At 45.0% G+C, this 21939-nt stretch carries 23 protein-coding genes and 1 tRNA gene; 16 read left to right on the forward strand and 8 right to left on the reverse strand.

Annotated features, from left to right (window positions below; all coding sequences use genetic code 11):
• Positions 1-84 precede the first annotated feature (84 nt).
• Positions 85-1083 carry a type IX secretion system protein PorQ gene (porQ, locus tag AABW11_RS07075; RefSeq protein ID WP_340104097.1) on the reverse strand — a complete coding sequence of 333 codons (999 nt, stop codon included), beginning with the start codon at positions 1081-1083 and terminating at the stop codon, positions 85-87.
• An 88-nt stretch (positions 1084-1171) separates the two neighbouring features.
• Here porQ and AABW11_RS07080 point away from each other — a divergent pair, with 88 nt between their 5' ends.
• The 6 genes from AABW11_RS07080 to AABW11_RS07105 all read left to right on the forward strand — a co-directional run bounded on the left by AABW11_RS07080 (position 1172) and on the right by AABW11_RS07105 (position 7400).
• Positions 1172-1909: an MlaE family ABC transporter permease gene (locus tag AABW11_RS07080; protein ID WP_340104098.1), complete on the forward strand. Its 738-nt coding sequence runs from the start codon at positions 1172-1174 to the stop codon at positions 1907-1909.
• A gap of 13 nt (positions 1910-1922) precedes the next feature.
• Positions 1923-2657, forward strand: coding sequence for an ABC transporter ATP-binding protein (locus AABW11_RS07085; RefSeq protein ID WP_340104099.1), 735 nt, complete (start codon positions 1923-1925; stop codon positions 2655-2657).
• A gap of 19 nt (positions 2658-2676) precedes the next feature.
• Positions 2677-3606 (forward strand): MlaD family protein, encoded by a 930-nt coding sequence (locus tag AABW11_RS07090; RefSeq protein ID WP_340104100.1) that lies wholly within the window; start codon positions 2677-2679, stop codon positions 3604-3606.
• Positions 3607-3820: 214 nt separating this feature from the next.
• Positions 3821-5575, forward strand: a complete 1755-nt coding sequence (locus AABW11_RS07095; RefSeq protein WP_340104101.1) for a peptidylprolyl isomerase — start codon at positions 3821-3823, stop codon at positions 5573-5575.
• Between the two features lie 99 nt (positions 5576-5674).
• Positions 5675-6793 (forward strand): bifunctional diaminohydroxyphosphoribosylaminopyrimidine deaminase/5-amino-6-(5-phosphoribosylamino)uracil reductase RibD, encoded by a 1119-nt coding sequence (gene ribD, locus AABW11_RS07100; RefSeq protein WP_340104102.1) that lies wholly within the window; start codon positions 5675-5677, stop codon positions 6791-6793.
• Positions 6794-6803: 10 nt separating this feature from the next.
• Positions 6804-7400 carry a riboflavin synthase gene (locus AABW11_RS07105; RefSeq protein WP_340104103.1) on the forward strand — a complete coding sequence of 199 codons (597 nt, stop codon included), beginning with the start codon at positions 6804-6806 and terminating at the stop codon, positions 7398-7400.
• A 145-nt stretch (positions 7401-7545) separates the two neighbouring features.
• On the opposite strand, the gene AABW11_RS07110 is transcribed toward AABW11_RS07105, so the two are convergent.
• The 4 genes from AABW11_RS07110 to AABW11_RS07125 all read right to left on the reverse strand — a co-directional run bounded on the left by AABW11_RS07110 (position 7546) and on the right by AABW11_RS07125 (position 11909).
• The gene (locus tag AABW11_RS07110; RefSeq protein WP_340104104.1) at positions 7546-10305 is read right to left on the reverse strand and encodes a putative LPS assembly protein LptD; all 2760 of its coding nucleotides are present in this window, start codon (positions 10303-10305) and stop codon (positions 7546-7548) included.
• A gap of 13 nt (positions 10306-10318) precedes the next feature.
• Positions 10319-11269: an ROK family protein gene (locus tag AABW11_RS07115; protein WP_340104105.1), complete on the reverse strand. Its 951-nt coding sequence runs from the start codon at positions 11267-11269 to the stop codon at positions 10319-10321.
• Positions 11270-11339: 70 nt separating this feature from the next.
• Positions 11340-11645, reverse strand: a complete 306-nt coding sequence (locus AABW11_RS07120; protein WP_340104106.1) for an FtsB family cell division protein — start codon at positions 11643-11645, stop codon at positions 11340-11342.
• A 191-nt stretch (positions 11646-11836) separates the two neighbouring features.
• Positions 11837-11909 (reverse strand) — tRNA-Lys (locus AABW11_RS07125).
• A gap of 179 nt (positions 11910-12088) precedes the next feature.
• Between AABW11_RS07125 and AABW11_RS07130 the strand changes: the two genes are divergently transcribed.
• The 5 genes from AABW11_RS07130 to AABW11_RS07150 all read left to right on the forward strand — a co-directional run bounded on the left by AABW11_RS07130 (position 12089) and on the right by AABW11_RS07150 (position 16019).
• Complete coding sequence (locus tag AABW11_RS07130; RefSeq protein ID WP_340104107.1) at positions 12089-12487, forward strand: HIT family protein; 399 nt, start codon at positions 12089-12091, stop codon at positions 12485-12487.
• On the forward strand, positions 12484-12918 hold the full coding sequence (locus tag AABW11_RS07135; protein ID WP_340104108.1) for a type II 3-dehydroquinate dehydratase: 435 nt from the start codon (positions 12484-12486) through the stop codon (positions 12916-12918). Before AABW11_RS07130 ends, AABW11_RS07135 begins: the two co-directional genes overlap by 4 nt.
• Complete coding sequence (locus AABW11_RS07140) at positions 12919-14379, forward strand: lipopolysaccharide biosynthesis protein (RefSeq protein WP_340104109.1); 1461 nt, start codon at positions 12919-12921, stop codon at positions 14377-14379. It abuts the gene before it with no gap.
• Between the two features lie 141 nt (positions 14380-14520).
• Positions 14521-15087, forward strand: a complete 567-nt coding sequence (locus tag AABW11_RS07145) for a hypothetical protein (protein WP_340104110.1) — start codon at positions 14521-14523, stop codon at positions 15085-15087.
• Between the two features lie 155 nt (positions 15088-15242).
• On the forward strand, positions 15243-16019 hold the full coding sequence (locus AABW11_RS07150) for a lytic murein transglycosylase (protein ID WP_340104111.1): 777 nt from the start codon (positions 15243-15245) through the stop codon (positions 16017-16019).
• Between the two features lie 61 nt (positions 16020-16080).
• Here AABW11_RS07150 and AABW11_RS07155 read toward each other — a convergent pair whose 3' ends face one another.
• Entirely contained in the window at positions 16081-16524 is a 444-nt protein-coding gene (locus tag AABW11_RS07155) for a peptidylprolyl isomerase (protein ID WP_340104113.1), read from the reverse strand.
• A gap of 184 nt (positions 16525-16708) precedes the next feature.
• On the opposite strand from AABW11_RS07155, the gene AABW11_RS07160 reads away from it, so the two are divergent.
• The 3 genes from AABW11_RS07160 to AABW11_RS07170 are packed head-to-tail and all read left to right on the forward strand — an operon-like array spanning position 16709 to position 19124.
• Positions 16709-17206: an NfeD family protein gene (locus AABW11_RS07160; protein ID WP_340104114.1), complete on the forward strand. Its 498-nt coding sequence runs from the start codon at positions 16709-16711 to the stop codon at positions 17204-17206.
• A gap of 2 nt (positions 17207-17208) precedes the next feature.
• Entirely contained in the window at positions 17209-18165 is a 957-nt protein-coding gene (locus tag AABW11_RS07165) for an SPFH domain-containing protein (RefSeq protein ID WP_340104116.1), read from the forward strand.
• Positions 18165-19124 carry an SPFH domain-containing protein gene (locus AABW11_RS07170; RefSeq protein ID WP_340104117.1) on the forward strand — a complete coding sequence of 320 codons (960 nt, stop codon included), beginning with the start codon at positions 18165-18167 and terminating at the stop codon, positions 19122-19124. The genes AABW11_RS07165 and AABW11_RS07170 overlap by 1 nt, the downstream gene beginning before the upstream one ends.
• A 68-nt stretch (positions 19125-19192) precedes the next feature.
• On the opposite strand, the gene AABW11_RS07175 is transcribed toward AABW11_RS07170, so the two are convergent.
• Positions 19193-20155 carry a hypothetical protein gene (locus tag AABW11_RS07175; RefSeq protein ID WP_340104118.1) on the reverse strand — a complete coding sequence of 321 codons (963 nt, stop codon included), beginning with the start codon at positions 20153-20155 and terminating at the stop codon, positions 19193-19195.
• A 233-nt stretch (positions 20156-20388) separates the two neighbouring features.
• On the opposite strand from AABW11_RS07175, the gene AABW11_RS07180 reads away from it, so the two are divergent.
• Together AABW11_RS07180 and AABW11_RS07185 are read left to right on the forward strand one after the other, a co-directional pair.
• On the forward strand, positions 20389-20805 hold the full coding sequence (locus AABW11_RS07180) for an acyl-CoA thioesterase (RefSeq protein ID WP_340104119.1): 417 nt from the start codon (positions 20389-20391) through the stop codon (positions 20803-20805).
• Between the two features lie 54 nt (positions 20806-20859).
• The gene (locus AABW11_RS07185) at positions 20860-21324 is read left to right on the forward strand and encodes a nuclear transport factor 2 family protein (protein WP_340104120.1); all 465 of its coding nucleotides are present in this window, start codon (positions 20860-20862) and stop codon (positions 21322-21324) included.
• Positions 21325-21348: 24 nt separating this feature from the next.
• On the opposite strand, the gene AABW11_RS07190 is transcribed toward AABW11_RS07185, so the two are convergent.
• Positions 21349-21897 (reverse strand): hypothetical protein, encoded by a 549-nt coding sequence (locus AABW11_RS07190; RefSeq protein WP_340104121.1) that lies wholly within the window; start codon positions 21895-21897, stop codon positions 21349-21351.
• Between the last annotated feature and the right edge of the window lie 42 nt (positions 21898-21939).

The following is a 21939-nucleotide window of genomic DNA, read 5'->3' on the forward strand; positions in this document are numbered from 1 at the left end:
TAAAATAATCTATTCAGCCGGTATAAATCGCTTAAACAATGTATTTTGAACTGACGATCGCTTTAAATGTAATTTCATGTCCGTTTATAGCTTCAACCCAATCCCAAGCTGTACCACGCTCCCCATGTCACTAAAGCTTGTTCGTGAGAAATCAATGTCTATGGTGTTAAGATGGATTGCGAAGCCAAAACTAAATCCTGCCCCGTCGATGCGTTTGCCCGTTCGTGTTTGATTGTTAAGCCATGGATCAAAACCAATCCGAGCTGATACACGCTCACCAAAAAGAAATTCTGCACCACCGGTTATATGTCTTGGCAGCGCATCAAAAAAAGAAGGTATGGTCTCATCATCTGCATATTCGAGTGGCCAGTTATTAAGATTTTTCAACGTAAAGTGAAGACGCACGGGAATGTATTGAAGGCGATGGGCAATGCCAAGCGCCAAGTTTAGCGGCAAAGATTCAGATAACCCGTTGTACGTCGTAATTTGTGCACCTGCATTATTTAGGTACGCGCCAATGGATGTTTCTCGTCCCTCGAGGTTATACAAAAGGCCTCCTGAAAAAGAGACTGCAGATGAGCGGTATCCTATCAAAGAAGAATGAATTCCCGTTATCGACAGACCATAACTGAGCTGATTAGTAAGCGATGTGCCAAATCCCACTGTGAGTGCCAGATCGTTAGCAGACGCGGATCCCAGATCATTTCCCATTTCATCAAAGCGGGTGAGGGCACCATAGCTCAAATACCTGAGTGACGCAGATACATTTCCAAATCCCGGTAGTTCACGTGCATAATTTGCAGTGCCGTACCGGATGTCGCCCAAATGGTTCAGGTAGGACAGATAAACGCGATCCGTTTCTGACCTGTTGAGAAAGGCAGGGTTGATGACGAATTGAGCGGAGGTTGGGTTTATCATTGCCGCATGCGATCCGCCAAGGCCGGCACTTCTGGCATCAGGGTTGATAGTAAGAAAACGATAAACCGATTCACTTTGATTCTGTGCGGCGACGGCAGAACTGATGCACGAAAAAAGAATTAAATATAATAGATGCTTGTAAACTGACACTGAAAATGACCACAATTGGAGTAAATGTTTCGTAATATAACCAAAATCGAATCCCCTGAAAGAATAAACAGGTAGAAAGCCTGAAGATTTTATTTATCAACCGATGAATGCATTTCAAGAAATTGGCAAATACAGCACTCTGCTGTACCAGGCGCTAAGATCATCCTCAGAGCTAAAGACATACAGAAAAAGCTTTTTTCAGGAAATGGTAAAGATTGGGTACGACTCTGTGCCGATCATTATGCTGACGGGTTTTTTTACCGGGTCGGTGATGACTATTCAGTCTTCTTACCAGCTTGATTCGGCCTTTATCCCACTCTCAACAATTGGTGCCATTGTATCGGAATCTATTCTGATTGAGCTGGCAGCAGTTATCTCCAGCCTTGTGCTTGCAGGAAAAGTGGGGGCCAGGATAGCAACAGAACTGGGAACGATGCGTGTAACCGAGCAGGTTGACGCCCTCGAGTCGATGGGGTTTAATTCAGTCTCTTTTCTGGTTGTTCCCAGGGTCCTTGCGGGCATTCTTATGTTTCCGGTTCTCTATGTAGTAGCAAGTGTTTTTGGTGTGGGTGGCGGGCTGCTGGCCGGTATTCTTACAGGAACAGTTCCGGTCGCCGACTTTTTGGTAGGGGCGCGCATGTATTTCACCCCGTGGACTCTTATCTTTGGGTTCATAAAAATGTTTGTTTTTGGATTTATCATCACCTCAATCTCTTCATATAAAGGGTATTTTGCTACCGGAGGCGCTGAAGGCGTAGGAACTAGTACAACAGAAGCCACAGTTTTAAGTTGTATGATTGTTCTGCTGGCAGACTTTGTTCTCGCGGCTTTATTACTATAATCTGTTTCAGATCATGATAGAGATTAAAAATCTTACAAAAAGTTTTGGCGACCTGCTTGTCTGGAAAGATGTATCTATGACAATTGAAGAGGGCGAAACCATAGCCATTATCGGCCGGTCGGGTTGCGGTAAATCTGTATTGCTAAAGCATATCAATGCCCTGCTATATCCCGATGAAGGCTCAGTGCATATCGATGGTGCCAATATTTTTGAACAGGATTACGTTACCCAACGCAAACTCCGTCAGAAATTTGGAATTCTCTTCCAGGGATCGGCTTTATTTGATTCAATCAACACCTTCGAAAATATAGCTTTTCCGCTTCGTTATTTCACAACCATGTCGGAAGCTGAAATCAGGGATACGGTGATGAATGCACTTGAGCAGGTAAACCTTGAGGATGTTCATGACAAAGAAACTGCAGAGCTGTCAGGCGGTATGAGAAAACGGGTTGGGCTTGCCAGAGCTATTATTCTGGAACCGGAGTACATGATGTATGATGAACCAACATCCGGCCTTGACCCTCAAACTTCGGATGAGATTAACAAGCTTATCATTAACATGGCCGAGTCGCTGGGTATAACATCTATAGTTGTGACTCACGATATGCATAGTGTTTTAGATGTTGCCGATAAAGTTGCATTTTTAGATGAACAAAAATTGAGCTGGCATGGTACAGTTGAAGACATGAGGGCCAGTGACCATGAAGCGCTCAATAAGTTTGTGAAAGCAAGCGAATATCAAATTTAAACAGAACAGAGGAAGACCATTGAACATCAGTAGTGAAACTAAAGTAGGAATCACTGTTTTACTGGCAGCTATCGTCGCTGTGGTAGGATTCCGTTTTATGTCGGACGTGCCCATTTTAAGCCAATCTCTAAAGGTTCAAACCACATTTGTCCGGGCAGATGGATTGGGTACGGGCAGCCAGGTCTTTGTGAAAGGTGTGAAAGTCGGATCGGTCAGCCAGGTGCAATTAACGCCCTCAGACAGTGTGAGGGTAATCATGCGGCTTGATATGAATCGGCCGCTGCCAAAAGGGACTGTTGCATATCTGACCTCCCTTGGATTAATTGAAGGAAAATCAATTGTGCTTGAACTGGGTTCATCAGACGAATATGTAGAATTTGGGGGTACCATTGAGGGAAGGTACGTACAAAGTATTATGGAAACTCTTGGATCAAAAGGTCAGGAGCTGGGGGATGACCTCACCAGTACATTTACAGAGCTGAATACTTTTCTTGAACAGCTTAACGAAACGCTTGACGAGGATACGCAAAGCTCGCTTAATGAGACATTGAAAAATACATCGTCGGCAACACGGCGGATTGCCTCAATGCTTGAGAAAAAGCAGCAAGATATAGACCAGGCCATTACGTCGGGCAGTTCAATGCTGGCTCAGCTCGACACGCTGGCAACAGATAGCCGCCCCAGGGTAGACACTCTTATAGCATCTCTTGAAAAGAATATCCGGGAATTGGAAAATGTACGTGTTGAGCTCGAAGGGGCATCGGCAGAACTTAATGAAATTCTTAAGAAAATAAATAGCGGTGAAGGTACAATTGGAAAAATGGTGAACGATCCCTCACTCTACGACAATCTCGACGAGCTTACTAATGAGCTTAATGTACTTATGAAAGGGATTAATGAGGATCCTGGTCGCTATCTGAAGCACATGAAGATCATAGAATTATTTTAAAGATCCGGCTCAATTTCAGAAGCTGCCGTTCGTTGCTATTATTGTGATGTTATCGTAACTTTTCAGGCTCTGTACTTATTTCATAGGATGTGATGAGACTAGCATACACACAAGCCTAAATACAGATTTTTGATGCAGTGAACCGAAAGTACGAGCAAATTTTTAATTGTTAATTAAGTTGTTTTAGAGGATTGTTATGGGAGTAATGGAAAAAATGAGGAACAGTACCTCCTCAATTTTATGGATACTGATTTTCTCATTTGGGATTTTATGGGTTCTGGCCGATGTCGACTTTTTCGGCGGGATGACTCAGGGGCCACAGAATATGGGTGTCGTAAATGGCGAGCCTATCAGTATTCAGGAGTATAATCAGCGTGTAAGTTTTTACGTAGATCAGTATAACCAAAACCAGGGCGGCGACATGACCCCGGAGACCCGGGCCATGCTGGAAGAGCAGGCATGGGAAGATCTCGTGGCATCGAGGCTCGTTGAGCAAAAAATGAATGAACTCGGCATTACCGTCACAGACAGGGAATTGTTGGATATGGTTACGGGCGAAAACCCAGCCCCGTTTATTCGTCAGCAGTTTTCCGATCAACAGGGTAATATCGATCGTGTTGCACTTCAGGCCGCCATTGACGCGCCTGAAAATAGTGAAATCTGGATATCCATTGAGCAGCAGCTGCGCGATAACCGGCGCCAGCAAAAGTTAAATAACTTTATCAGTGCCGGCCTCAAGATCAGCAGTCTTGATGTAAAAAATCACCACCTTCGAACTAACTCATTTGCTGATATCAGCTACGTTCGGTTTCCATATGCTGATGTATCCGAAGAAGATATTACCGTTACCGAGGAGGAATTAAGGGCATATCTTGACAATAATCCCGAGCAGTTCCAACGCGCCGAGACCTACAGGTTTCAGTATGTTCAATGGAATATTGAGCCAACCGCATCAGATACGGCCAATACCATTCAGGATGTTGAAAACATGCGTCAGCGATTGGAACAGGCAGAAAATGACTCACTCTTTTTCAGTAGAAACTTATCTGCAACACCATATAACGGCGCATACGTAGAGCGCGATCAAATTCGCGAAGAATACAGCACCGTTCTTGATCTTGAAGAGGGTGAAGTTTCAGAAGTTGTCATGATTGACGGCGACCCACACATTTTTAAGAAAATAGACGAAAGAGGCAGCGAAATTAAGTTTGCGGTTTTTTCGTATGAGGTCGAAGCCGACCCTGTAGCCACGGTTGATCGCCTTGCTGAAAGCGCTGAAGAATTTGAGTTTTATGCTGCTGAAGAAGGATTTGAGGTAGAAGCAGAGCGCAGAGAATTGGATGTGAGAACAGCCACCGCTACTGAAGGAAATCCATTTATTCCCGGGCTGGGACAAAGCCAGCAGGTTTTGAGTACACTCAAAAGAATGAGGGCAAATGACGTATCGGCACCGATAGAGCTTAACAATCAATTTGTGGTTCTTCAGCTGCTGGAAAAAATTCCCGAAGGTACACGCCCGCTTTCCGAGGTGCGAAATCAGATAGAAAATATTGTGACGAACAATAAGCGCAGGGCAGAGATGCTCCGCCGGGTCCGGGAAATGACTGGCGTGTCAGCAGATCTTGAAACTCTTGCTGAAACGGCAGAGAAAGAAGTTCAGTCATCTGAAAATATTCGGATGAGCTCTGCAACTATTCCCGGCGCAGGACGTGAGCCGAAAGTAGTGGGTGCTGTTTTTGCCGTGAATGAAGGAGACGTTACAGCACCGATTGAAGGCGAAACAGCCGTTTTTGTAGTGCGTGTAGATTCGAAAGAGATGGCCGATGCAGAACAGCTGACAGAAGCTCAGCGCTCTCAGATCAGAACCCAGCTTGAGCAGCAAAAAGTCAGCACCTTTAACCAGGTGTTTATTGAGGAACTAAAAGAAAATGCAAGTATTACGGATAACCGAAACCGGCTTATTCGCTGATAAATTTTATTCATTTATAAAACATTGAAAAGGGCGAGAAGATACTTCTTGCCCTTTTTTATTTATAAATTCCAGAGAACTCTCAACCAAGATGTCGACATGGCTAAGAGCAAAGATAAAATATGGATGCAGCGAGCTTTAAGTCTTGCTGAAAAAGGGCGGGGGTACGTTTCGCCGAACCCTATGGTAGGATGCGTCATTGTTTCTGAGGATGGTAATATCATCGGGGAAGGATATCATCAGAAATACGGGAAAGAGCACGCCGAAGTGCTGGCCGTAAAGTCTGTAAAAGACAGATCAATGCTGGAACAAGCCACGATATATATTACTCTTGAACCGTGCGCTCATCATGGCAAAACACCGCCCTGTGCCGTCATGCTTGCTAAGCTCCCGCTCAAGCGTGCCGTTATCGCCATGCAGGATCCATTTGCTGAGGTGAATGGGAAAGGTATTGAGATGTTAGAAAATAGCGGTATAGCGGTTGATATCGGAATGTTGAAAGAAGAGGCAGAAGCACTAAACGAAGCCTGGCTACACTACGTGAGGTTTTCGCGTCCTTTGGTTACGCTAAAGATCGCACAGACTGCCGATGGCTATATTGCGGCACCGAACGGTGATTCGAAATGGATCTCATCATCTGATTCTCGCACTGAAGTACATCGGTGGAGGAGCCGTACCGATGCAGTGCTCGTAGGCCGCAATACAGCTATGCACGACAATCCCTCTCTGACCGTAAGAATGGTAGAGGGGCGGCAGCCAATACGTGTGGTGGTTGACGGGCCGCTCGAACTTCCCCGAAATCTGAATCTGTTCTCAGATCAGTACGAAGAGAAAACAATAATTGTCACGCATAATAAATCTAAAGCCGATGAAGTGGCCGACCCTATGCTGAAGATGCTTCAAAGCAACTACTTTCGGGGACAGATTTTAGTGGTTGATAAGCACAATGGCCATTCAAACCAAAAGCAGATGTTGGAAAAACTGGCGGATCATGGCGTGACCTCGTTACTTATAGAGGGAGGGCGGGACTTATCAACGTCGTTGTTGAAATCGGGGCTGGTGGATCGTCTTCAGCTTTTTATTTCCCCAAAACTTTTGGGTGGCGGAACTAAAAGTGTACAGGGCCTGGGAATGAACAGGATGGAAGATGTGGTTCCGTTTAAACATTTTACATGGTCACGATTCGGGCCCGATATGCTATTAACTGCAGACTTATAAAACAAAGGTCATGTTTACAGGAATTGTATCAGAAGTTGGAAAAGTAAAAGCAATTGAAAATCTCAAAGGCGGTGTAGAGCTTTCAATACAGTGCTCATTCGCAGCAGATACACATGTTGATGAGAGCATTGCGGTGAACGGGGTATGCCTTACAGTTGTCTCTTTTGATGAAGAGACTTTCAGGGTTCAGTGTGTTGAAGAGACGCTTCGAAAAACGTCATTCAAGTCACTTAAGGCCGGCAGCCCTGTGAACCTTGAGCGGTCACTCACGCTGGACAAAGCGATTGAAGGGCATATTGTACAGGGGCATGTTGATACGATGGGAACAATTACCACCATTCAAACCAATGATGCAGATATTTTGGTTACGGTTGAATTTCCTGAAGAATACGAAGATTACATTGTAGGACGCGGAAGCATTTCAATTGATGGTATTAGCCTCACCGTTGCCCGGAATGAGGAGAACCGGTTTACTGTAGCGATTATTCCGTACACGTGGGATCATACAAACCTGCGCTCAAAGAAGGAGGGAGATCCTGTAAACCTGGAGTTCGACATTTTTGGAAAATATATCGTCCAATACCTCAAAAAGAGAGAAGAGGGTTGAGTTGTGAGTTCAGCAACTTGCATCCTGAACCCCGTCCTCTGTCCCACGCACCTGTGACGCTTCAAGGAGCTTTACCGCCGATTGACGGAATCGCACGCTTGAGGGTCACGAACCCCGCACCCTGCCCCCCTGCACCCTGAAAGACCTAAAACCTGGGTGGCCGCCGTCCGCCGCTTGAACTTCTCTCAAGGTTATTGAGTAGCGGAAGTTTCTGGAACAAGCTCTGAATCTGTCCGCTGTTAATAGAAAGCCTGAAGGCGTAATACTGGAAATCGCCAAACGGATTAAACTGAAAAGACAGGTTCCAGCAGATCATCTCGCGATTAAGCCGAAACTGCGCGGGGGTGAGCTCCTTTTCAATAAAATCATAGCCAAGGCGAGTGCTAACACTCCATTTTGGCGTCAGGTTAAACTGAATATTGTTCGCGTTTAAGGTGGCCGTTTTATTCGCATCTTGCCCGAACCGGTAGTTCCAGCGGTAGCTGAAATCGAAGCCTACACTCCAGCTGGAATTAATGGGCTGAACCGGGCGATTATTAAAATACTGGTCAATCGGACTAAAAAACTGTTGATTGTATGGGTCATATGGACGGTAGGGCGGCGTTTGCACTCGTGGTCCGCCACTGCTGCCACCACTAAAGCTTGTGGAGGCGCTCAGACTGTAAGAGAGTGGCTGTAAGATCCTGTTGCCCGTTTCAATAAGGTACGTATTGATTTCACGCCCTTGCTCATTTCGGGCGTAAACTGAATAATTTGCGCTTGCTGAGAGACGAATCCCATCAAGCACACGAGATGAAACCGACATGCTGATCTGACCGAAATTGAGGCTGTCAGCTGCAAAGTTATAATTCGAATTCACCGAAAAGTTATCGATCAGGCGAATATTTGTGGTTTGTACCTCGCCTGTTGAATCCCGCTTTATCCTTTTTGTTTCCAGTATGTTAGACAGACCAAAAGAGATGGTTTGTTGTTCTCCGCGGGGCGGTCCGCCGAATACCTCCCGATCAAATTTTGAAAACAGGCGTGTGTTACCAAGCGTGTCGGTTTGAACCTCTTCGTAAAACCCCCATTGCTCATCTGAAAAATCGGGCCTGTAGCTTAAACTTACGTTTGGGCGTACGGTGTGCCTGAGTCCTTCAAAATTACCAACTTTTACCTGGGATATTCCATAGAAGGTGGTAGAAAAAGAGAGGCTGGTGCTAAAATCCCGTGCAGCGGCGAACCCTCTCTCCTTTGATTCAACAACCCTGTTCTCTTCCGCATTAAAGTCTCTGTTTGTTGTAGATGGATACCAATATTCGTTAAAGCTGATATTTGCACTCACATTTAAAAACTGGCTTGGTACCAGCTGTCCCGCTCTCACCTGAGCTCTTTGGACAAACCCATACTGTATGTGTTCATCATTTCCAGTTGCTTCACGATATTTGGACGGATCAAACAGCGCTTCAAACCAGTTTATCTGAGCTGAATCTCTTGCTGTAGGTGTAAAGTTGTAATTACTGCTGAAGTTGTTGTTATAGCTCACAGAAATATTTTCATACCACAGTTTTTCAGCTGCCCCTGGTTGATTTGATTCAAAAGGGGAAAACTGGCGCATTGAAAATGACATTTCCGGTCCGGTCAGTCTTGTGACGTTCGTGTTAAACTGCTGGTTCAGGTTTGAGGATACGGAAAAGTTATAATTGCCTTCCGGGTGTTTGTAACGGTAAGAAATACGGGATGTACTGCTTGTTTGAGCTCTCTCATCAATATCTAATGAATTCCTTTGGAAATAGTTTGAAGTATTTAAATTGATATTAGCATTTAGATTGGCGTAGGGAGAGAGCGTTTGGTCGTGCGTAATACTTAGGCGCTTACTCACGGTTTCAGCAAAATTAAGATCGGTAGGCTCAAGACCCTGCTCACGAGAATAGCCAACATTGATGCTGCCAGAAAAACTATCTGTCTTTCTGTATTGCATTCTGGTATTGCTGAAAAACGTACCCGATGTGAACAAATCGATAGATGTTTGTCCTACAATATTTTCATTAAAATACTGAAACCATCCCAGGTTCTGAAGCCCGAGTCCGCGCGAGCCGGTATTTTGAAAAAGATAAGTAGGTTGAAGCAGCCCGGACTGCCTCTGCTCGATGCCGGCAGGTACATAGCCAAAAGGAAAAACTACGGGGTAGGGAATATCAAGAATATAGAGGCGGGCATTGGTAAAGAAAATTTCTTCCTGATCCACAATCTTCATTCGTTCGGCTTTGATGTAATAGGTCATGTGGTCGGGAGGGCAGCTGGAATAGATTCCATCTTCAACAAAAACTTCAGTCTTTGAAACGTTTTTGATCTTCGTGCCAATCAGGTGCCCCTGGCTCACCTGAACTTCAGCCACTTCAAATTTACCTTTTTCTGTTTCGTAGTTGAAAAGAATGCGGGTGCTTTTCAAATCTTGGTTTTCCTGTCTGAGCACAGGATACGACAGGGTGTCTTCCGGGGTTTTGCTGCGTGCTTCTACCTGACTCAGCTCCAGGTCCATTTCTATGGTGCCTGCTTCAAGGGTTGCACTTTCGTGCTCAACAACGGCATTGCCGTACAAAAAAGCTTTACGCTGATCTCTGAAACTGAAGATGAGAGAGTCACTTGCCTGGAAAGTAATGATATCACCGGTTGCTTGAGCCTGGCCGCCAGGCGGACGCTGCTGTTGCGCCTGACCCTGGAGATTGGTATTGAAGTCAATATTTCCCGGTGGTTGATTCAGGCCGGCTTCAGTTGTGTCTGAGGAGGCTGTATCAATAGTATCGGGAAGAGCAGACCGAAGGCTGTCAGGTGGAACTACCTGGGAAAAAGCAGTCTCGATGCCGGTACCCCAAACGACACACACGGCCAGAAAAAAAAGAATGAAAGATATGGGGTGCTGCATAAACGCAAGTTGTTCAACTCAGTTCTTCAAAAGCGAGACTTGCCGCTCCCAAAAGAGCGGCCTCATTGCCGAGGGATTCGTAAATGATATCAAACCCTTCGAGGAAAGGCGGCATTAATAGTTTCTTAGCCGTCTCCCTTGCAGGATCTAATATCCACTTCCCTGCCTTAGCAACGCCTCCGCTTACCACAATCTTGCGTATGTCGAGCACATGAATATAATTAACAATAGCGAAGCCCAGTTTTTCGCCTGACTTTTTGAGAATATCGATGGCAAGTTCATTGCCGTTATTTGCCGCACGAGTTAAATCAACAGGCTCTAAAAGGTCAAAATCTTTGTGAAATTCTTTATATAGAGGATTGTCAGGCTGCTGGTTGATAAGATCAGCTGCAAATCTGCTTAAAAACCGCTGACCCAGGTAGGCTTCAATTCCACCACGGGTGTTACTGTTCGAGAGTGGCCCGTTATAGTCAATAATCACATGGCCAAGTTCTCCGGCAGACCCGGTGGTACCGCGATAGATCTTATTGTTATAAATAATACCGCCGCCAACGCCGGTTCCAAGCGTAATCGTAATAAAGCTGTCTATTGATTTGGCAACACCAAATCGTGCGGATCCCAGAGCAGCTAGATTGGCATCATTATCAATAACGCAGCGCAGATTAAGCCTCTTTTCAATCTCTTTGGCTACATCTTCTTTTTTCCAGCCCGGCAAATTGGGCGGGCTCATTACAGTTCGGCGGTCGAGGCTGACCATTCCCGGCAGTCCCATACCAACACCCATAGGTTTGGCCTTATTTCTGGACGTTAGTTCACCGACCTGTTCTTTTATGGACTCAAATATTTGATCTTTCCCAAGCTCAGCCCGTGTTGGGATGGATGTTGAGTCGATGAAGCCCTTTTTTTGGTCTACAAGCGCGATTTTTATGTTCGTCCCACCTAAATCAATACCAATAGAAACCATTCAAAAAGATTTAATTGCTGGATTATTGCGAAAATACATAAAATAGGGATAACGATTGGAAAGAAATCCCCTATTCGGCAGGTTTTATCCTATAAACTGTTTCGCCGGGCTTGCGCATACCATATTCTTCTCTTGCAATTTTTTCGAGAAGATCGGGATTGTTTTTTAAGTCCTCGATCTTTTGCTCTAGTTCTTCCGTTTTAAGCTCAAGCTCCTTGGTACGCTCAATTAACTCGTCTTTGCGAGACTCCAGCTGGTAGCGAGTAGACAAGCTGTAGGTATCAAAAAAAAGGAACCACAATACAAAAAAGCTAACCAGCAGACTGATTAGGGCAGACTTTTTCCAGTAAAGCGGGTTTAAGTGTTTGGCATTCATAGTGGGTACTTCAAATTCAGCCGGAAAATTAGCTTAATTACATAGCTTAAACAACTATAGAATTGCCAAATATACAAATTAGATTGCGCCATGAGGAGAGTATCGACCAAAATTAGGCAGGGGTAAAAAAAATAACCCCTACCGGGTATCAGCCGATAAGGGTTAATCAAGAGAGATTCTTAAATATAGTGTGAATCGGGAGGGGCTCGAACCCTCGACCCACGGCTTAAAAGGCCGTTGCTCTACCAGCTGAGCTACCGATTCGTCAAATCCTTCACAGATGCCAAAGATAAGGATATGACGATCTCAAAATCAAATGGAAGAAAAACTTTTTTCTAAAAAAATCAGATGATTATTCTGCAAAAGCCTCAGTGGTTTTCTACATTACAAACAGAAGTTACGTCAGACAGCATTCCATAACAAGTAAAATAATATTACAAGCCATGGCTACTGTATTCACCAAGATTATCGAAGGAGAAATACCTTGCTATAAAATCGCCGAAAACAACACCCATTTTGCGTTTTTAGATATTAATCCTATAGCAAAGGGGCATACACTTGTCGTTCCCAAAAAAGAGATCGACTATATTTTTGACCTGCCGGATGACTTGCTGTCCGAAACGATGGTTGTCGCGAAAAAAATCGCAGCCGCGATAGACAGTTCGCTCTCACCCATTCGCACAGGCATCATTGTGGAAGGACTCGAGGTTCCTCATGCACACATTCATCTTGTGCCTATTTATAAACCATCACAGAAATTTTCGCTAGGTCACTCTGTGGATATCAGTGAAAATGAGATGCAGGAAATCGCCGACAAAATATCAGCCGGGGTCAATATATGAATATCCTGGTACTGAATGGCCCGAACCTGAACCTACTGGGAGATCGCGATGAGGATACATACGGGGTGCGCACACTTTCGGATATTGAAGAAGGGTTGCGCGCACTGTATCCGGAGGCCAGCTTTACTTTTCTGCAGAGTAACCATGAGGGTGAGCTTATCGACGCTATTCACAATGCGCGTATGAGTAACACCGATGCACTTATTGCAAACTGGGGTGGCTTTACGCATTCGTCGGTAGCAATACGGGATGCTCTGGAACTACTGAAGATCCCCAAAGTTGAAGTTCACCTGTCGAATATTCATGCCCGCGAAGAGTTTCGGGAGCGCTCAATTACAGGTAAAATGATGGATGGGATCATTACGGGGTTTGGTGCCTACAGTTATTATCTCGGTGTCGAAGCGGTGAAACATCTCACGCAGAGGGGCTGAGTGAGTAAACTGCGTGAGCTTTTTAGTGATTCGGTGATTTACGGGTTCAGCAACGTGGTGGCCCGCTTTATCAACTATCTGCTGGTGCCGTTTCACACAGATGTTTTTTCCACTGCCCGGTACAGCATAGTAAGTTTGGTTTATGCAGCGATCACCTTTCTGAACGTGATTCTGCAAATGGGCATGGAGTCGGCCTATCTCAGGTACGCTGAAGACCGCAAAGAAGCCTCAAATATTTTTAAAACCATTCAGCTTTCGCTGCTTGGAGTATCGACCGTGGCAGTGGTGCTTCTTTGGCTGTTTATGCCTGTTGCCCTATCCGCCATGAATCTCGATAGTGGAACCTCGGGCATCTATATAATGATGCTGGGAATTCTGTGGTTCGATACGCTTGCCATTGTTCCATTCGCCGAGCTGCGTCTTGTACGCAAATCTATTCAGTTTGCCATTCTTAAGACACTGCATGTCATCATTAATGTAGGTCTGAACTTTTACCTGATACTCAGCCTGGATTATGGGATTGAGGCTGTGTTTATCGCTAATCTCGTAGCGTCTGTCATTATTACCGGGTTGATCTGGGCTGTCACTGCTGATTTGTGGAAAGGGGAATGGTCGCAGAAATGGGTGGGCACTATTTTCAGGTTTGGGCTTCCGTTTATTCCTGCAGGTTTGGGGCATGCCACCAATGAAATGCTCGACCGATTTCTGCTCAATTCAATGGACCCGTCCGTTGCCGAAAAACTATACGGTTCCGGAATCACGCCGGAAGATGTAGTTGGAATTTACAGTGCGTGCTACAAGCTTGCCGTGTTTATGCTGCTGATGGTTCAAATGTACCGCATGGCATGGCAGCCATTTTTTATGAGGTATTCGCGTGATGAAGAATCTGCCACACTCTTCAGCCGTGCATTTATCTACTTCAATGCATTCGCCGCTGTGGCTTACCTGGTTGTGGCGCTGTTCAGGGAACAAATCGTAGCCATAAACGTGCCCGTATTAAACGCCACACTGATTAACAGCGAGTACTGGCCCGGACTCGAAATTGTGCCGTTGCTTTTGCTCGCCTACTGGTTTCAGGGTTGGTACATAAATTTTTCATCCGGCATATTTATCAAAGAGAAAACGTCGGTTCTTTACAAAATTACGCTTTTAGGAGCCGGCATTACATTGGCAGTTAACCTGGCACTCATACCCTATTATGGCATGATGGGGTCGGCCGCTGCTACACTTGCAAGTTATGGTGTGATGGCATTCGTGCTGGGTATTTACAGCAAACGCGTGATGGAGGTTAATTACCGGATACCGCTTAATTTAGGCCTGATGATTTTTTGTGTGATTCTTGTCTATACGGCACCTTTGGTATCAGCGTGGATGAATATGAGCTATGTTGTGGCAAGTTCGCTGCTATTGATTCCCGGACTGGCAGCTATAGGGGGCTATATTTATTTTACAGAGAGGTAATCAATAAATCTGACGGCTCGATCTCAATATAGTCCGGTTTAAACCTGTAAGACGTGATTGTGGAACAATTTCTCATCAAAAATAGTGTTTATATAACTTTGCACCAGACCTGAAATCTATTTTAATCAAATAATGTCCATCATGCCGAGACTTGTGCAGTACTTGTTGGCAATCGCGCTCATGGTTTTTGCCGCGGATTCTATATGCGGCCAAGGAATTCCCGGGGCTAACAATTTTTTAAATCTTGCCGATAAGCAATTTGAGCGGTCCGTTGTTACGCTTGGAGATGTACAATCTGCAGAACATAAAAGTGAAGGCCGGGCGCTGTTTTACAGCCTGGTTTCCACGGCTGTACCAATTGGAATAGGAGCTCTGTCAGACGATAATGTGAGGTCATTTTCACTGGCGTTTGGCGTCGCAGTAGGGCCATCTATAGGTATTGCGTACGGAGACGATCTTGATCGGGCCGCCCTTGGGACGGGAATTCGTGCTGCAGGTGTGGGAATTGCAGCTATTGGAGGAATTTTTCATCTTCTGGACTCATTTTCTGATGATAGCGGGTTAACGACTGGTGATATTTTAATTACCGGAGGATTGAGCCTGACAGGATTCAGCATGATTTATGATATTTTTTCGAATCGAGAAAAGCTGTCCGACGATACAACGAAAGGCTTGATCGGGAGCAGATTGAAATCGATCCCTGGATGAATATATTACTGGATAGCGCCGGCATGAGCGTCAGTTTTCGATTTTGAGGACTGTAAACCTCCAAAATTCGTGAAACAAATTTAACAACTAAGCTCTTTTGAACGAGCAATTTTTTTTATAACCTGATGAAGACAGTCAAATAACCGAAAGACCCCATGTATAAAACGATATCATCTCTTGTATTAACATCACTGATTCTGTTTATCACCGTGCTACCCGCGGCTGCTGAAACCGATCCGGAAAAAAACGAAAAATATGAGGAACGCCTCAATGCTTTAAAGGAATATTTTCAATCCAACGGAATGAGCATCGATCAGATGCTGGAAGACTCACGATTTGAAATTTACGAGAGCATTGGCGACAGGTTTAAAAATTCAGCTGAACGCAAGACTCTCAATCTGGAAGATTATAAAGTCATTCTTGGGTTTGAAGCCAAAAAATCTCAAATGGTAACGTTTATAAAAGAGCATAACCAGCAGCTCGAAATAGCAGAAATCGAGTATGGAATTCCAAAATATGTGATAGCGGCCATCATCGGAATCGAGTCGGATTACGGGAGAAATATAGGAAGCTACAATCCATTTAATTCATACGTGTCGATGTACGCCGTGGACTACCGCGCTGATTTTGCGAGGGCACAACTAAAAGAGCTCATCGAATTTATAACCCGGAAAGAGATCGACGTATTTGAGTTGAAATCGAGCTATGCAGGAGCAATGTCGTTCGCTCAATTTATCCCTTACTCTATTAATAAATGGTGGGTTGGCGACGATATTTTTGACATGAATAACAATATCATGTCAGTGGGGAACTACCTTGCCTATTTTAAAGAGAGAACAGGAAGTATCGACAGGGCTGTTTTCCGGTACAATCCGAGTGAACTTTATACCAGTGCGGTAATGGCTCTTGCCAACGAAGCACAACAGATGTAAAGTTCCTGAATCTGAATAAGACCGCCTGCTCTATTTCAAGTTTAGCCCAGGCGGTTTGATGTTATTCCTGCTCGTCCAGAATGCGCACTTGTTTGATCTTGTCTTTAGGTTTGATCTGATCGATGAGATCAACATTTTCAACAACCTTTCCGAACACAGTGTGATTACCGTCGAGATGAGCCGTGTTATCCCGATTATGGCAAATGAAGAATTGTGAGCCGCCTGTATTACGACCTGCATGTGCCATAGACAGTGCGCCGCGTTCGTGGTACTGCTTATCGCCGTCCAGCTCACAATCGATTGTGTAACCGGGACCGCCGCTGCCGGTACCATCGGGACAACCGCCCTGAACCATGAAGTTTGGAATGACACGGTGAAATGTTAGACCGTCGTAAAAGCCTTTCTTAGCCAGTGAGACAAAGTTTTCAACCGTGCCGGGCGCATCGTCATCATAAAACTCGATGGTCATGGTGCCCTGCTTTAATTCCATTTCTGCTTTCGTCATAAAAATAATTGAGTGATTATTGTGGATGATTTTATGTGGTGAAAGATACAAGATTATAATATCGAACGGGGCTGAATTTAAATAGTTATCACAGAATGACGGACATCATTAAAATAAAGAACTTCTGTAGATTTTGATCGCAGGAATCGCTATCTAAACGAAAACACTAACCTATTCTCACGCTATGGATGCGGATTTTCTTACCTGGGTCTTTCTCGGTGGCGGGCTGCTGTTAATGATTCTTGAATTAGCAATTCCGGGAGGCGTTGCGTTCTTTTTGGGAATCAGCGGTATAATTGTGGGGGTTTTGCGGTTTCTTGACCTGATAACGAGCACCGGTGGATCAGTTGCCGCATGGCTGATACTCTCAGTTGGTTTAACCATCGCCATTCGTCCATTCATCAAAAAGTATCTCAGGCCCGAGAGCTCGTTTAAATACGCTGATGAAGATTATGAGGCAATGGACCAGGTTGCCGAGGTTATCGAGGAAGTGAATGAATATGACAATAGCGGTAAAATTCGATTTGATGGTACATCCTGGCGGGCGAAATCTCTCGATGGCACCATCAAACCCGGAGCGAAAGTGCGAATACGGTACAGGGAAAACATTACGTGGATTGTGGAAGCTGAAGGCGTAAAGGAACCATCAAAAGAGCAACTTAAAAACCTAAGTAGAAACTAATTATGGGCTGGACAATACTTCTAATACTATTTGTAATCCTTTTTTTTGTAGTCACACGCTTGTTTATCATTGTTGAGATGAGGGAGGAAGTGATCCAGGAACGGTTGGGTAAATACAAAAAGACACTGACGCCCGGATTTCATTTTATGATTCCATTTGTGGACAGGGCCGCTTATCGCCAGGAGATGCGCGAGCAGGTGATTGATGTGCCGAGCCAAACGTGTATTACCAAAGATAATATTGAGGTGTCAGTAGATGGCCTGGTATATGTAAAAATTATGGATGCGTACCGGGCCAGTTACGGGATATCAAATTACATCGCTGCGGCGGTAAACCTGGCGCAAACAACCATGCGGAGTGAAATCGGGAAAATTACGCTCGATGATACGTTTTCTGAGCGCGAAAAAATGAACGAGAATATTGTGAAAGAGATTGATGAGGCCGCTGATCCCTGGGGAATTAAGGTGATGCGCTATGAAATCAAAAATATCCGGCCGTCGAACGATATTGTAGATACAATGGAGAAACAGATGGAGGCAGAGCGGAAAAAAAGGGCGGAAATCACAAACTCAGAAGGGTTCCGGGAAGCACGCATCAACGAATCGGAAGGTGAGCAGAAAAGCCAGATTTTGATTTCTGAAGCACAGCGTCAGCGCAGAATTAACGAGGCAAAAGGCCGCGCGAAAGAGATTGAATTGGTGGCTACCGCAACGGCAAACGGCATCCGACGAGTGGCAACGGCTGTGGCAAAACCAGGCGGTGAACTTGCCGTTAAAACCAAGCTTATTGAGCAGTATATCGATCAGTTCGGGAAGATTGTGAAGAAGACAAACGTCTCGGTTCTTCCAACCGAAACAGCTAATCTTAAAACATTTTTTGAAGGAGTTGGAACTCTTCAAAGACATACGAAACATAACGGGGCGCCGTCTGCTCAACAAAATACTCAGGGAGGAAACTAATGAGCGCTATCGAAATCTTTAGCCAGGTTATAATAGGGGCTTTTGCAGTCTATCTGACCTTTAAATTTTTGCAGGCGCTGCGCCTGGTTCCAAATCAATATGCTCATATTGTGGAGCGTTTGGGTAACTATCAAAAAACTCTCGGCCCCGGCTTTCACGCGCTGATTCCGTTTGTGGATAAAGTTGTGTATAAGCAGGATCTGCGGGAAGAAACCATCGAAGTTGAGCCCCAGGAGTGCTTCACAAAAGACAACGTGAAGGTAGAAGTTGATGGTGTATTGTATATCAGTGTGGTGGATCCCGTAAACGCCAGCTACGGCATTACGGATTACCGCTATGCGGCGGTACAGCTTGCTCAAACAACGACGCGGTCGGTGATCGGGCAGATGGAATTGGATGAAACGTTTGAAGAGCGTGCAAAGATGAGCAAAGAAGTAGTAAGGGTTTTAGGAGATGTTGAACGCCTGTGGGGAATTCGGGTTCACCGCTACGAAATTAAAAATATTGACACACCACGAACAGTACAGAAAGCGATGGAGCGGCAGATGACGGCCGAGCGTGAGCGACGGGCAGTGATTGCTACATCGGAAGGTGTCCGGGATTCCAATGTGAATGATGCACAGGGGCGCCGTGCAGAGATTGTAAACATTTCGGAAGCAGAAATGCAGCGCCGAATCAACGAAGCTGAAGGCTGGGCACAGGAAATTGAAGCAATTGCCGAGGCAACAGCAGTATCGATAGAACAGATTGCAGAGGCTCTTTCGCAACCGAAAGGAAAAGAAGCGATGGATCTGCAGCTTAAACAGAAATACCTGACGGTACTCGAAGGCCTCGGAAAAGACGGAAATCAGATTATTTTACCGAAAGATATCACCGATTACGATGCGCTCATGGAAGGCCTGGCACTCGATAAGCCGGAGCGGATTTTGACGGATGAGACGACAGAAGATACGCGTTAAAAGAAAAAAGCCGACGTCAGTCATTTCACTGAAGCCGGCTTGAAAGTTTGGTTAATAATATCGATTACTTACCAGTTAATCCCTACCCGTAAAAAGGTCTGCTGACCTCGTTCAATAAGGTTCTCTTGCTCACCTGTTATAACATCAATTATTTGCAAAAATTCATCTGCTTTCTCTTCCGTCCAAGACTGCCAGCGAATAGTCATACCCACGGTTACACCGGTATTATCGCCAAGGAGCCGCTCAAATTTTGCTTCGATATTCAGATCGGTGTTTTGCATTAGCCGAACGCCGCTCAGCACACTCATCTCGTCGGCCCCGGACTGTTCGGCAATAGTTGATGAGATATCTCCCATGCCGCCGACACTTCGGACAAGCGATGCGAACCCCGTAAGATTGTCCCGCAGCAACGGAAGGCCCGTGGGTATCCGTACGCTTGCACCGGCACCGGCGCCTATGCCTGCCTGGGCCAGGTGAAGTGTCTCGTCTTCCTCAGTTAGCGCAAGGTTTCTGTACCCGGCATTCAGACGAATGGGTATGTAAATATTTAACGGCAATCGAAGGAAATTACGAAAGAGGTGTACATTTCCGCCAAAACTCAGGTCGCCTGCCAGGCTTCTGATTTCACCCTCACCTTCGTATGCTTCACCCGACCCGTAAGCAAACATTAAATTGGCACCTTTGCCGCTGATCATAGCTCCGGCTGTTTCACCATTAAAGTAAAACCGGTTGCTGCCCTGATCGGTTTCAAGCAAAAACTCATCGTCGATATACCCGACCGTCAATGATGTTGTATTTCGGTCAGAATTTGATTCAGAATTGCTTTGTATGAGTATCATGTCCGGCAAATCACGTTCAGCTGCATCAAGATACTCCGGGATATCAATCGGTCGCTCAAGCAGGTATGAAAGTTTGGAATATTCTGACCCCGAATTCGACAAACCCTGAGCGCTGGCCATTTGCGTACATGTTATCAAAATAAGGGGCAATGTAAATAATAGAATCGCATCCTTAATTAGTTTTGTAATCATTGTGGTTACCTTTGTTATTTAGGTATTCACTCCTATGTGTCGACATAGTTACGAAAAAACATTCATAAACTCTACATTATGATGAAAAAGGAGTGTTTTTGAAAAAAGTCTAATATTTGAAGGATGCACTATTTTGTTGATTAGTAGATATAACACATCCCTTGTTTTTCTTTGTTTGAGATTTCTGTTGTATGTTATCGCAAATCGGTAATAGATCTTAAATTGGAAATACATTGAAAGAATACGATTTCGATTTTGAAATGGACGTTCGCGACTATGAGCTGGATACACAAGACGTTGTCAATAATTCTGTCTACCAAAACTACCTGGAACATGCCAGGCATCAGTTTCTGAAAAAGATAGGCATCAACTTTAACGGACTTCATGCCAATGGTGTGGATGCTGTTGTTCATAAGATTGAATTAGAGTATAAGAGGCCGCTGATGGGCGATGATTCGTTTGTAGTTCGGAGCCGAATTCATCAGAAAGGTCACGTTCGATTTGTTTTTGAACAGGATATCTATAGGCTGCCCGATCGAGAGTTAATGCTAACAGGTGTGGTAACAACGGTGTTTATGAATGATGGTCGGCCCATAAGGCCACCGGAGGATGTGGTGCAAGCTCTTGATGAATTTCGTCAAAGGGTATAATTCTGAAAGATATTTAACAAAGCCTAACAAACTTAAATTTTTGTCTGACACGTCATGAAACAGATTATCTCAATCCTTGCGCTTCTATTCCTGCTATCGTGTTCAAATAATGAGACTACAACCAGCACATCTTCTGAAAGTGCCAAGGCTGAGTTAGAACAGCTACTTGATGATTTTCTCAGGGGCGCATCCGTTAATAACGCAGAGATGCATGATCGGTTTTGGGCAGAAGATCTCATTTATACATCGTCAGCCGGAGAGCGGATTACAAAGAAGGATATCATGACCGGATTTGAACCGGATAGTTCTGCTTCTGCTAGCGAAGGGCCAGAATACGGATACGAAGATCTTCAAATCATGGTATTTGATGATGCAGCCGTGGTGGCGTTTCGGCTGGTTGGCAGAGTAGGCTCAGGCGATGAAGCAGACGTGATGAACTACTACAATACCGGGACGTTCATTAACCGAAATTCACAATGGCAAGCGGTTGCATGGCAGGCAACCAGTATTCCGGAATAATGCATCTTTTGTGATATCTAACTTTCAAAGATCTAACTGAATATCGATGTCTGACGCTTCGTAAGTCGCTAGCCATAGAGGAACAGAAATGGCGGCTAAATAGCACACTGCGCCAATTAATGTGAGTCCGAGACCAATCTCGGCATCGTAATACAGCAGGTTCCAGGATGAAAGCAGATTGCCCCAGTCGTGAGCGAAATCCCCCGGCCCTCCAATGAGCGGTAGCTGACGAGCGCCTGCATCTGATACATAAAATCCCACGCTGATGAAGGCAGCTCCGACAAGATAAAATCCGAATTGCACACCTAAAGAAATTCGGTTATACCAAAAGTATCCAAGGATGAATGCCGGCAGCGTGATTTCATAAAGTGACCCGCCAAGAATTGTAAGCGTTCGATTTCCCAGGATGCTGGAATACGTATGGCCGGCTTCATGAATGATCAGCAGAAAGTTTTGCAGAAGCAGGTTCTCCAAATTTATGGGAAAGGGAAAATCGTAATGATAGCTGAAAAAAATGTTGTAGCGCAGAGTCCAGTAGGCCTGGTGCAGGTGGTAGCCTATAAAAGGCAGCATGCAGATAGACAGCCACCATTTCTTTATATGGGGCAGATAGTT

It is taken from the genome of Rhodohalobacter sp. 8-1, assembly GCF_038150125.1.
Taxonomy (GTDB): Bacteria; Bacteroidota; Rhodothermia; order Balneolales; family Balneolaceae; genus SW132.